Below are 13,713 nucleotides of genomic sequence, written 5' to 3' on the forward strand. Positions count from 1 at the left end.
TTGGTGAAGGGGTGGTTGATGAGGATGGTAACTTTGAAGTTGATTTAAATCCACCGCAAGTAGATGGCGAAGAGATCGAAGCCACCTTAACAGACCCTGCGGGGAACACCTCTGATTCTGCAAATGTGAGCGCTCCTGATATAACTGCGCCTGATGCACCAACTGAAGTCACCATCGGTAATGGCGATGCCTTTATCACCGCTGACGAGATTGATGCCGAGGGTAACGTTGACGTGGTGGTTGGCTTACCAAATAGTGCAGCAGTTGGAGATACCCTTATCATTAGTGGTAATGGAGAGATGATAAGGCATGTCTTAACGCAAGTCGATCTTGATAACACTGAAATCACCGTTCAACTACCAGCGCCAGCGGAAGGAGAGAGTCTTGACGTTGTTGCCAGCTTAGCAGACTCGGCTGGGAACCAGTCAGATCCTACTAATGGATCGGCCACGCGCGACACCATCGCCCCTGATGAAACCAGCACTTTTATAACGATTGATCCTCTAACCGATGACAACGTTATTAATAAAGCAGAGTCAGAAAGAGATGTAGCGGTTACTGGCACAGTTGAGGGCGACTTTACAGCAGGTGATACCGTCACAGTTACCGTCAATGGCCAAAACTATGAAAGCACAGTTGCAGCAGACGGTACGTTTAGTATAGCTGTCTCAGGTGACGATTTAGTCAATGACAGTCAAGTAATCGTTACTGTCACCGCCACTGATGCTGCTGGAAACGTGGGTCAAGTGAGTAAAACCCAAGACTATGACGTTGACCTTATTGCACCAAGTGCCCCAGCAGATATCACTATCGGTAATGGTGATGCCTTTATCACCGCCGACGAGATTGATGCCGAGGGTAACGTTAGTGTCGTTGTGGGGTTACCAGATGATGCTGAAGTTGGTGATACCATCAACGTCAATGGTAAAGAGCAAGCCTTAACAGAAGACGACATCATCAATGGTGAAGTGGTTGTTAAATTACCAGCGCCAACTAAAGACGCAACACTTGACGTCACTGCCAACCTAACAGACCCTGCTGGGAATCAATCAGATACGGCTGATAAATCATTTGAACGTGATACCACTCCTCCTAATGAAACCAGCACTTTTATAACGATTGATCCTCTAACCGATGACAACGTTATTAATAAAGCAGAGTCAGAAAGAGATGTAGCGGTTACTGGCACAGTTGAAGGTGATTTTACAGTAGGTGATATCGTCACAGTTACCGTCAATGGTCAAAACTATGAAAGCACAGTTGCAGCAGACGGTACATTTAATATTACCGTTTCAGGAAATGACCTTGCTAATGACAGTCAAGTAGTCGTTACTGTTACCGCCACTGATGCCGCTGGAAACGTAGGTCAAGTGAGTAAAACCCAAGACTATGACGTTGACCTTATTGCTCCAAGTGCCCCAACAGATATCACTATCGGTAATGGTGATGACTATATCACCGCCGACGAGATTGATGCCGAGGGTAACGTTAGTGTCGTTGTGGGATTACCAGATAATGCTGAAGTTGGTGATACCCTTATCGTTAATGGTAATGGTACAAGCGAAGAGCATGTCTTAACACAAGACGATCTTGATTATGGGAATGTCACCGTTCAACTACCAGCCCCAGCTGAAGGCGAGAGTCTTGACGTTACTGCCAGCTTAACAGACCCTGCTGGAAACCAGTCAGCTCCATCACCTCAAGCGTCCGCGACACGCGACACCATAGCACCAAGTGCCCCAACCGATATCACAGTTGGAAATGGTGATGAATATATCACTGCCGATGAGATTGTTGACGGTAACGTTGATGTGGTTGTGGGATTACCAGATGATGCTGAAGTTGGGGATGCCCTTATCGTTAGTGGAAATGGTACAAGCAAAGAGCATATCTTAACACAAGGCGATCTTGTTTCTGGAGATGTCACCGTCCAACTACCAGCGCCAGAAGAAGGAGAGAGTCTTGACGTCACTGCTAACCTAACAGACCCTGCTGGGAATGCGTCAAATAATGCAACTGGCAATAGTGGTATTGTAGACACTACCCCGCCCAATGCCCCAACAGACATCACTATCGGTAATGGCGACGCCTTTATCACCGCCGATGAGATTATTGATGGCAACGTTAATGTCGTTGTGGGATTACCAGAGGATGCTGAAGTTGGTGGCAGCGTTGTAGTGAATGGTCAAGAGCAAGAAATCATAGCAGAAGATATTGAAGCGGGTAACATCACGGTTAAAGTTCCTGCCCCAATCGAGGGTGAAGAACTTCAGATTATCGCAAGTGTTAAAGATCCAGCTGGAAACAAGTCAGAAACGGTTGAGGAATCGGCGACACGCGATACCGCTAACGCCCCACGTGCTCCTGAAAGTGTCACTATTGGTAATGGTGATGAATATATTACGGCCAATGAGATTGACGGAGACGGCAATGTTGAGGTAGTGGTTGGCTTAGCAGCTGATGCAGCAGTCGGTGGTATCCTTGTTATAAATAGTAACGATGGAACAAAGGTTGAGCATGAGTTGATACAAGCAGATATTGATATTGGTAACGTTACCGTTCAACTACCAGCGCCAGTAGAAGATGGTAAATTAATAGCTTCTGCTAACATCAAAGTAGGTAACGAAGTATCAACGTCGATAACAGCGAATGCTATTCGCGACACCATCGCCCCTGATGAAACTAGCACTTCTGTAACAATTGATCCTCTAACCGATGACAACGTTATTAATAAAGCAGAGTCAGAAGGAGAGGTTGCCGTTACTGGCACAGTTGAAGGCGACTTCACAGTAGGGGATACCGTCATAATTACCGTCAATGGCCAAAGCTATGAAAGCACAGTTGCCGCCGACGGCACTTTTAGTATCGATGTCTCAGGTAATGATCTAGCTAATGACAGTCAAGTAGTCGTTACTATTACCGCTACTGATGCTGCTGGAAACGTGGGTCAAGTGAGCGAAACCCAAGACTATGCAGTTGACCTTGTTGCTCCGAGTGCCCCAACCGACATCACAGTTGGTAATGGTGATGCCTTTATCACCGCCGACGAGATTGATGCCGAAGGTAACGTTGATGTGGTTGTGGGTTTACCAGACGATGCTGAAGTTGGTGACACCATTAACGTCAATGGTCAAGAGCAAGAAATCACCGCAGAAGATATGGAAGCGGGCAACATTACCATTAAAGTTCCAGCCCCGATCGAGGGTGAAGAGCTTGAGATTACCGCAAGTGTTAAAGACCCAGCTGGAAACCTGTCAGATCCTACTGTTGGATCGGCCACACGCGACACCATCGCCCCAAGCGCACCAACCGATATCACTGTGGGTAACGGCGACGCCTATATCACCGCCGACGAGATTGATGCCGAGGGTAACGTTGATGTCGTTGTGGGATTACCAAACGACGCTGAAGTTGGGGATATCCTTATCGTTAGTGGTAACGGTGCAAGCGAAGAGCATGTCTTAACACAAGACGATCTTGATTCTGGAGATGTCACCGTCCAACTACTAGCGCCAGCTGAAGAAGAGAGTCTTGACGTCACTGCTAACCTGACAGACCCTGCTGGAAACGTATCAGATGATAAGACTGTCAATGTTGGTATCGTGGATACTACTGAAATTATCGCCGCGGCTGATAATTTTGTCGATTTGCAACTAAATGCTGATCCATTAGAGATAGTAAACGACACACCATCAGACTTGAATAAGACAGGATTTACCGTGGTTGGTGCAAGTTTAGGTCCCGTACTTGGTGCAGGTGTTGCCGCTGATGTCGTTAAAAACTCAGTGGTGCTTGAAGTAGGTGAAGATCAAGTTCGAGAAGTAACCGTTAAAGGAAATGCGGGCGGTATTCAAGTTGCTGGGACCATGGATTTGAGCTTATATAAATTGAATGAGTCTACCAATGAATGGGAGCTGCAAGAAGTCAAAGAAAACTGGGTGGTGTCTTATTTACTAGGAGGCGTGTCCAAAGATACGGATTTTAGCTTAGATGAAGGTCAGTGGCTCTTTGTTATGTCTGGTGGTGAAGGTATCTCAGCATTAACAGGTTATACGCTGCAATTTGAAAAAGATGTCGTTTTAGACTATTCCGAAGCAACAGCGATCAGTGGTTCAGTGACAGGCAATATTTTAGCGGATGATGATTCTAGCTTTAGCTATGATGAACTGCCAAGTGGGACCACGGTTACCTCTATTACCTCACCTGATGGTATACAAGAGGTCGAATCAGGTAATACAATCGTTCAAGGGCAATATGGGACCTTAACCATATCGCCTAATGGTAACTATGAGTATAGTGTCAATGAAGACTTCCGCGGGCCGTATGGTAGTGAAGAAAGTTTCACTTATACGGTTACCTCACCTGACGGTAATACCGCTTCTGCTGAGCTTACCATTGAATTAAATATTCTTCCTGCGGACAAGCAGATTAAGGTTGATGAAAGTCTAGTGATCGATGCCGAACCCACTGCCATCTTAGACACAGAGAATTCTGAGATTAACGACGCCGTTGGCTTTGGGGTTCTGGATTTGAGCTTTGGCTCGTCATCGGTGCTAGATCTTGAGCTGCTAGGAGGTAAGCCGCCGCTTGAATTTACTGTTGGTGACAATCAAGTTCGTGAGCTTACCCTGCACGGAAGCGCTGGTGGGGTAGAGCTTGCAAAAACGTATAGCATGGCCGTTTACAAGCTTGACGAAGATACTGGACAATATGTGCAAGTACACTTTGAGAAAAACTGGTTTAACGCGCCATTCCTAGGGGGTAAATCAAATCCTTTGACTTTACAGTTTAGCGAAGGAGATTATAAAGCTGTTTTATTAACCGCAGGCGGCGTAGGCGTGCTCAGCGGCAATGGCTTGTATGTAGATCGCGATATAATCTATGATTATGACCAACCCTCCGAGTTTATGGGCGAGATCACAGGAGATGCCACCCCAGATGCGGACACTGTAATACTTAAAGTTGGTGAAGAGCATATCACATCAGACGCCACTATGACTGTTCAGGGTCAGTACGGACAGCTGACAATCGATGCAAATGGCAACTACACTTATAGCGTAAGCAATAACGCCACTGACCCTGCTTGGCAGCCGCCCTATGGTGAAGTTGACTCATTTAGACTGGTAACTCAGGACGCAGATGGTAAAGCTGCTGTTGAAACCTTAAATATCAAAATCGGCACGCATACTGCGGTTGATGATTTCAATAACCTTCAAGTCAGTGAGCAAAATCTTGAAACGTCAGAGAAGGTAATCGACGGTGTATCAGCGGCGACTAAAAATATTTCTCGAGATTTTACGGTTGCTGAGGATACATTGACCAGTGCGACCCTAAAAGTCGACACCACCACTATCGGCACCAGATTAGAGTATTCAATTATTGATGCTGATACTGGCGAAGTCGTTTCGACAAATAAGGGTAATGTGTCTAGATCTTTGGACGTCACTATCGATAACCTAGCGCCTGGCAACTATACCATTGAAATTAAACGAGTAGCGGGCCTTGGGCATTTAAGGATTAATGGTTCTAAATTTACCATCAAGTCATTCCATTTAGATGACTACATGGCTTCTGATATCGCTCCGGTAGAGGGCTTGCTGCTTGAAAATGACGCAGGCATAGGCAATATCGCTGAGCTGAAAGTGGGCAGTAAGTCAGTCTTTATCAGTGACCCAAACCAAGGCGCAAAATCGATTGATATTGAAGGCTTGTATGGCACTTTGACCGTTAATAAAGACGGCAGTTACAGCTATGTACCGAATGGCAAGGAATTCGGTGTTGAAAACTTTACTTACGAAACGATCTCTGTAACGGGCGTCAAAGAAACCGCCACCTTAGAAATTAACGTCGGCAAAAATATCGCCGCCTCTATTTACGATGATACGGCGATCAGTTCTGCCGCTGATGACAGCTTTACTATGGGCGCAGGCGCTGATACTGTTATATTTACTAATCTAGGCGGTACAGAAGGCGGCAATGGTAACAATGGCCTTGATACTTGGACTGACTTTGATGCCGCCCAAGGTGATAAAATTGATATTTCAGAATTGCTTGATGGTAGTCAGACGGCAAGTAACATCAATAACTATCTTGCTTATGAAAATGGCGTTCTCATGGTAGACCGCAATGGTAATTCTGAGTTTGAAGCGCTATTAGAGGTAACAGCGACCGACTTGGATGCATTGTTGGGCAGTATCGAGTGGCAAGCAGACACGGCAGGAATATCTACCTTTAGTATTGGTGCCATTGGTGAGGATACCATTAGCCTGGTCGATAGCAATTTTAACTCACCGCTAGTAGGGCTAGATGAAGCATTTGATGATTTCGACTTGACTCAAGAAGCTCAAAACATCAGCTTATCTGATCTCCTTGAACCAGAAGTAATTGATATCAGTGGTTCTGGTATCACTACGTTAGCAGCCGAAACGAGTGATGGTACCGCTGATCTGCAAAGCAGTGACTGGGCTGGTAAAGAACACATATCCATGAATGGTTCGGAGCAGGCGAACAATGCTTGGCAAATAGATAGTACTTCATCTTCTCAGTTTTATATTGATACAGATATTGCCCATGTTATCTAGTGTTTTCACAGCCTTAAAAACGCTTCTCGTTTGAGAAGCGTTTTTTACGCTCTTTTTTATTCTTAATGTTAAAAGTCAATTGGCTTTCAAAACGATTGTCGCTTTGAATCATTTCTATCTTTAAATCAATTTTATACAGTCACCTACATAAATTTAATATGAAAAATCTGCTTAGCCAACGTGACGCATCTTATAGCTGGATGCTATGCCTTCGAACCCTGTGTTTGACTATTTGTTTGTATCTTTCGGTGACGACGCAAGCAGCTATCAATAGCTTACAAGTTGATAGCTTGATTACACAAGCCATTCAAACCCATCCTTTAGTAGGATCAGCCAAAGCCAATCAGCAAGCGACTACAGAAGGTATTAATGCGGCTAAGCTTAATTTATTGCCAACACCCAGTGTAAGTTCGGGATACGATAGAGACAACGATTTTGTCTCACAAATCGCCATCCGTCAGCCTTTATGGACAGGTGGCAAACTAACAGCAGATGTTAATCAAGCCATATTCGATGATAAAGCAGCGGTTGAGCACATTTACGAACAACAAAACTTGGTCGCTAAAACGACGATTGATGCTTGGCAAAGCTATATTCAGGCTATCGCAAAACAAGACCTTCATGCTGAAAGCTTAAAAGAGCTTAATGACTTTGAAGCCATGATGCAGCGACGCGTCAATCAAGGCGTCTCCGCTCGTATTGAGCTTGACTTAGTGACCAATCGTATTTTGCAAGAGCAGACTGCTTATCAAGCGGCGGTTGAACAACAGCGCATTGCGGCCGCTAGAATTGAGCAGATTACTGGGCAGCGATTGTCTCAACTCAGCGCGGTGAGAGTTGCCAGTATTAAGGAGCTTGTCAATCAGGCCAAGCAGCAATCTGGTAATTTTGAAAAGATGGCATTTGAACAAGCCAGTTTTTATAATCCTACGGTTGTCAAAGAGCATTTTCAGATTGAATCTGCTAAGCAAGGCGTCGAAGCTCAAAAAGCAGCAAGATATCCTACTGTTTATGCGCAATATGAACATGATTACTACCACGAAGACCGTGAGAACGATGGCACGTTCTCTTTGGGGTTGAGCTATACACCTGGCGCTGGATTCTCAAACTTAGCGTTGGCTCGAGCATCACAAGCACAGGTCAATAGTCTGATGCAGACCCAAGAGGCTGCCCGTCGTAATGTGATAGAAAATATCCAAGTCCAGTATCAGCAGTTTGTCAGTGCCAAAGATAGAGAGACTTCACTGGTTGCCGCTGTGGCAGGCGCCCAGATTGTCGTTGGCTCCTATCGCCGTCAATTTATCGCCGGGCGCAAATCGTGGCTTGAAGTATTAAATGCGGTGCGTGAGCATAACGACTATCAGGTTCAGTTATTACAAACGCGAGCAGATCTGCTTGGCGCATTTTATAAGTTACAAGTCGATTTTGGCATCATGCCGTGGCAAGAGTTTTCTCATAATCGTAAACCGATGACGCTGTTTCGGCCAACAGACTCTGTAAAAGAATGGATAAGTAAGTAATATGAGATAAACTCGAATCACAATCTGAGTTATAAGTTAGAGATGGATTAGAGTGAGATCAGACTATTTTAAATATTAAATAAGCGATGAGTATGACTCCACATTTGCAACCGATCGATAATACCGCTATTCATCAAGGCGACCAACAGCTTAGTTTTGATCAAGCTGATGTGACTAAGTCTCTAATAGATGCGATTAGGCACTTACTCAGCCAACAAGGGTACCCAATAGATAATATACGTCTGAACGATGTGGTTTATCAACACACCTCGCTTAATCACTCTGAGTTAGAAGACGTGGTTGCTGTGCTAAAAGGTATTGGCATAAAAGACATGCCAGAGATATTAGAGCAACCAGACGCCGCTTTTTTGCCTTTATTAGCGTATCGACAAGACATAGGCTGGGGCGTTATTGACAGCCAGACCCCACAAAAAACTTGGAATTTTCGACAAGAGAACAATCACGTTCACACGCATCGTGATGAGCTGGCGTTAGTTTTAAGAATTCGCTTAAAGGACGATCATATTAAACAGCGTAATACTTCTTTTTCTGATTTACTCAAGTCCGATTTGGGAAATTACAAAGGCATACTGTTTGAAGCCATTATCGCTACTTTTTTAATCAATATGTTGGCCCTTGCGGTGTCATTATTTTCGATGCAAGTTTACGATCGGGTGATTCCGACGCGTAGTGAATATACGCTGATTATTTTAGCCAGTGGCGTATTTTTAGTCATTCTCTTTGAAGCGTTTATGAAGTTTTCACGTTCCAGAATTATGGACAAGGTGGTTGTCGGTCTTGATCAATATCTGTCTCGTGAAGTTTTTCAGCGATTGCTAAAAGTTCGTATAGACCAGATGCCAGGCTCGGTAGGTTCTATGGCAGCTCAGCTTCGAGGCTATGAGCAAGTTCGAAGTTTTTTTACGGCCAGCACTTTATTTGGCTTGGTTGATTTACCGATGACCATTATTTTTATCAGCTTAATAGCGTTTATTGGGTCACCCTTTGTCGCACTCGTTCCTATCATCGCCGCGGTCATTGCCATAATAATGGGGCTATCGGCTCGCAAGCGTATTGATGCCATTGCAGCCGAGGGGGCGACGGCGTCTTATTATAAGACGGGGCTATTGGTAGAAGCAGTTGAGGGCGTGGAGACCATAAAAGCGGGCGCGGGTAATTGGAAGTTTTTATCACGCTGGCTTGATGTTATGAATGTCACGGTCAAAAACGATTTGGACATGAAGCATGCTAATGATAATTTAACGTATTTTACCCAAATGCTCCAACAAGTTAGCTATGTCGGTATCGTGATCATAGGCTCATTTGTGGTCATGAAAGGCGATATGACAATGGGCGGGTTGATTGCGTGTTCTATATTGGGCGGAAGAGTGTTGGCACCGGTCATGGCGCTGCCTAATTTACTCGTGCAATACTCCCATGCCAAAGCGGCCAAGCTAAATATTGAAACCTTGTTTTCATTGGAGCAAGACAACCATGACGTTGCTTATCCTTTATCTCCTAGTCGGATAAAAGGCTTTTATCAGTGTGATAATGTGGTATTTAATTATCAAGACAATGACAGACCTGCCATCAATATCAATAAACTCGCCATTCGTCCAGGAGAGCGTATCGCGATACTAGGTCCAATAGGGTCAGGCAAGTCTACTTTGCTTAAGGTACTGGCAGGATTATATGCCCCAACTAAAGGACGAGTATTGTTAGATGGTCTAGATATACACCAAATAAGCCGCGAAACCTTAAGCGAGCGTTTGGGGTATTTGCAACAAGATCATCGATTGTTTCAAGGGACGTTAAGAGAAAATTTATTGATAGGAATGCCAGCGCCTGACGATGATGTGTTACAAGAAGCATTGATAAAAACAGGATTAATCAACCTCGTTTCTAGCCATTCAAGCGGGCTAGATTTACCGATTAGTGAAGGTGGTCGCGGTCTGTCAGGCGGACAAAAACAGCTCGTGGCTTTTACGCGCTTACTACTAACTCGGCCCAACGTATTTTTACTCGATGAACCAACAGCTGCAATGGACAATAGACAAGAACAGCATTGCTTACGCGTGCTCAAGCAAGAATTAGCAGGCGGTCAAACCTTTATTGTGTCGACACACAAAACCGCGCTCCTAGAGCTGGTGGATAGGATTATTATTATGGACAATCAGCGCATCATTATTGATGGTCCAAAACAAGCTGTTCTTGAAGAGCTAGGGAATAATGAACAAGCAAAAAAGTCGCCCGCTCAAGCCACAAACAAAGCTGTTAAAAATAACCTTGTTAAACCCAAAAATCTATTAAATGCTCAAGGTCAGTAAGTATGCCGGAATACAAATATACCACCACGCAGCTAAAAGTTGGCCGATCACGATTGAGTATTTGGATTGCTTTGGTGGGTATTATTGTTCTGATTATATGGGCGTCTTTTGCCAAAATTGATCAGGTCACTCGTGCTAAGGCCACAGTGATTGCCAGTGCTCGGACTCAAGAGATTCAAGCGTCAGAAGGTGGTGTTTTAACGCAGCTTGCAGTGGTTGAAGGTCAAGAAGTGAAAGCAGGTGACTTGCTCGTTGTTTTAGAAGAAGAGCGCGCCAAAGCCGCCGTAGATAACTCTGCCTCCAAGATCGCTGCTCTTAAAGCAAAGCTGGCTCGACTCAATGCTGAGATTTTTGATAAACCCCTTGTATTTACTGAGGATATCAAAAACTATCCAGAATACGTCCAAAATCAAAGGGCATTATACAATCGCCGTCGTCAAGCCATTAATGAAGAAGTGTCTTCTCTACAGGCCATGCTGGTACTAGCGAAAAACGAGCTGAGTATGAATGAGCCGTTATTAGAATATGGCGATGTCAGTCAAGCAGATGTGATTAAACTACGCCGTCAAGTTGCTGAAATTGATGCTCAGATTAATAATAAGCGTAATAAGTATTTTGAAGAAGCGCAAGCAGAGATGACTAAAGCGCAAGAAGAGCTTGATACCGAGCTTGAACAACTACGAGATAGGGTTCAAGTATTAGAAGAAAAACGTTTAATGGCGCCTACTGATGGTAAAATAAAAAACATCAATGTGACTACTATCGGTGGCGTTGTTAAGCCTGGGGAAGTGATTTTACAAATTTTACCGACAAGTAGTGACTTGGTTATAGATGCAAAGGTTAGTCCTGCTGATATTGCTTATGTTAAAGAAGGTCAGGACGCTACGGTCAAGCTAGATGCTTATGACTATTCAATTTTTGGGGCGATGGAAGGTACAGTGAGTTATATCAGTCCAGATACCTTAATTGAAAAAACCCCTAAAGGAGAAGAGCCTTATTATCGAGTCTTGGTTGTGATTACTGGCGCCGAGTACAAAGAGCGTGAAGATGAGATAGTCATCAAACCAGGAATGACCGCCTCTGTCGATATTAAAGCGATGAAACGTACAGTCTTGTCTTATCTAACCAAACCTCTTACTAAAACACTGTCAGAAGGAATGGGAGAACGTTAAGTTGGAAGATGGTGAAAAGTTAACTATCGTTTTAGGTATTAATAAGACACTATACTAACTGTTTTTAACGGAAAGTTTATTCAAGAACATTGATATATTGATTGATATAAGGCGTATTGCAATGCAACAAAGACAGAATCCTATGGGACAAGCGCAAAATGCGGTAGAACACAGACCGGTATTTATGCCAAGAGTCAATAGTGATAATTTGGTCAAAACGGACATGGTTAGGTTTGAGCGGCACATAGGGTTTGCCAGTCGCCAAAAGAAAAAGTCCATCAATGATATGCATCACGTCATTCGCAAAAAATACGGCTTTAACCATGTCTTAGAACTATCGAGCAAATCTGGCAATAAGTTGAGCTTTCCGCTCAGTCCGTTAAGCTTAAAACTGACCAATGAGCATAATGGTCAAACGTATAGTGTCGAAAATGCCTTTCAAGCCAGTAAAGTGTTCGAGAATGGTGGACCGTACCCTGATTTACTCACAGCCGCACCAAGACAAGCCAAAAAAGATGAGCGCTTAACAACCTCAGGTGAGCTGATTGGCTATGATTATTTTGGCATGGAGTGGAGCCTGGAGCCATTGACTGCGTTTTATGATTGGCTGTATGTTAATGCCTTAAAACAAAACCCTCAGCTGCATGAAGAGGTCATGCAATATCAAGCCTTTACGGATCTTGAGTTTAATCCCAAAAAATCTATTCATTGTGCGGCCTATTCGCTAGCGATGTTTGTCGCGCTCAATAAACGTGGGTTGCTTGATGGCGTCGAAGACCCGATTGTATTTTATGACTTATACCATGACTTTAAAGTCAGTAATACGGCTAAACTTCTGGAAAATGGTTTGCTTTGATGAGTGTTTTTAATTAAATTATTAAGTATAAAGAAAGTTAGGCATAAAAAAGCACCGAGCTTGCATGGCTTGGTGCTTTTTGTTTTTAGCGTGGAGATTTTTTTATTTCTAATTCAACGTTAATATTTACAGTAACTCTTTCCGCAGCTGCGCAGGTGTTTTAGGCGACAATAAGCTAGGCGCTACATCGAGCACAGTTTTCGCACCAGTTTCGCCAGCTTGGTTCATTTTATAAGCGGCGCGGGCGTAGGCCACGAGCACGCTAGCGGTAAACTCAGGGTTACTGCCGAGCTTTAATGAAAACTCCAATACTTGGTTGTTTTGCTCATTATCCATGCCGCTCACGCCACTGCGAATGACAAAGCCACCGTGCGGCATCTTTTGATGGTCATGCTCAAAAGTTTGCTCATCGATAAAGTGTACTGTCGTATCGTAGTCAACAAAGTAATCGGGCATGGTCACGATGGTATCGCGCACGGTGTCGCTATTTGCGCCATCTTCTAGCACGATATAGCATTCACGGGTGTGCTTCTCGCGGGTGCTTAGCGTTGGCTGCTCGCCGCTGCGTACCCGTGCTATAGCAGGTTCTGAAGGAATGGTATATTGCACGCCTGATTTGACGCCGTCGACGCGGCGTACGGCATCTGAATGTCCTTGACTTAAGCCTTTGCCCCAAAAGGTATAGGTTTCGCCAACGGGTAAAATGGCCTCGCCGTATAAGCGGTTGATAGAGAATAAGCCTGGATCCCAACCGACCGATAGCATGGCGACTTTATTGGCTTTTTTGGCAGGCGTATCAAGTGCGGCAAAGTACTCAGGGATTTTGGCGTGAGTATCAAAACTGTCGACGATATTAAATAAACCAGCAAGTGCGGGACCTTGCTCGGGCAAATCAGACTTAGAGCCGCCACATAAGATAAGCACGTCTATGTCATCTTTATATTGTGCAATATCGTCCATTGCGTAAACGGGAACGCTATTATCAGTCAGGGTAACGGAGGCGGGGTCTCGGCGGCTGAATACATAAACTAGCTGCATATCTGGACTTTGCTTGATGGCGGCTTGGGCACCGCGGCCAAGGTTGCCGTAACCGGCGATGGCGACTCTAATTCTTGATGTCATTATGATTAGCCTTACGTTGGTGTAGCGGACAGTCAGTTAACACTGAAGTGATACGTAACAAGTAGAAATGCTAGGTAATTCCTACTTAGCGTGAAGTAAAATTTCGCAGTAGTCTGTCCTGTAATAAATGCATGA

At 44.4% G+C, this 13,713-nt stretch carries 6 protein-coding genes; 5 read left to right on the top strand and 1 reads right to left on the bottom strand.

The annotated features are described in order from the left end of the window. The first annotated feature begins 11 nt into the window (after positions 1-11). The 5 genes from B4K26_RS07205 to B4K26_RS07225 all read left to right on the top strand — a co-directional run bounded on the left by B4K26_RS07205 (position 12) and on the right by B4K26_RS07225 (position 12,456). The gene (locus B4K26_RS07205) at positions 12-6,581 is read left to right on the top strand and encodes a BapA/Bap/LapF family large adhesin (RefSeq protein WP_296244472.1); all 6,570 of its coding nucleotides are present in this window, start codon (positions 12-14) and stop codon (positions 6,579-6,581) included. Positions 6,582-6,829: 248 nt separating this feature from the next. Beyond that, positions 6,830-8,101, top strand: coding sequence for a TolC family protein (locus B4K26_RS07210; RefSeq protein WP_296244473.1), 1,272 nt, complete (start codon positions 6,830-6,832; stop codon positions 8,099-8,101). 92 nt (positions 8,102-8,193) lie between these two features. Beyond that, positions 8,194-10,428: a type I secretion system permease/ATPase gene (locus B4K26_RS07215; protein ID WP_296244475.1), complete on the top strand. Its 2,235-nt coding sequence runs from the start codon at positions 8,194-8,196 to the stop codon at positions 10,426-10,428. Positions 10,429-10,430: 2 nt separating this feature from the next. Then, positions 10,431-11,600 carry an HlyD family efflux transporter periplasmic adaptor subunit gene (locus tag B4K26_RS07220; RefSeq protein WP_296244477.1) on the top strand — a complete coding sequence of 390 codons (1,170 nt, stop codon included), beginning with the start codon at positions 10,431-10,433 and terminating at the stop codon, positions 11,598-11,600. 142 nt (positions 11,601-11,742) lie between these two features. Continuing rightward, positions 11,743-12,456 carry a DarT1-associated NADAR antitoxin family protein gene (locus B4K26_RS07225; RefSeq protein ID WP_296244507.1) on the top strand — a complete coding sequence of 238 codons (714 nt, stop codon included), beginning with the start codon at positions 11,743-11,745 and terminating at the stop codon, positions 12,454-12,456. Between the two features lie 126 nt (positions 12,457-12,582). Here B4K26_RS07225 and B4K26_RS07230 read toward each other — a convergent pair whose 3' ends face one another. Beyond that, entirely contained in the window at positions 12,583-13,578 is a 996-nt protein-coding gene (locus B4K26_RS07230) for a diaminopimelate dehydrogenase (RefSeq protein WP_296244479.1), read from the bottom strand. Positions 13,579-13,713: the final 135 nt, after the last annotated feature.

This window comes from Psychrobacter sp. UBA6766, from assembly GCF_002453355.1.
Classification (GTDB): domain Bacteria; phylum Pseudomonadota; class Gammaproteobacteria; order Pseudomonadales; family Moraxellaceae; genus Psychrobacter.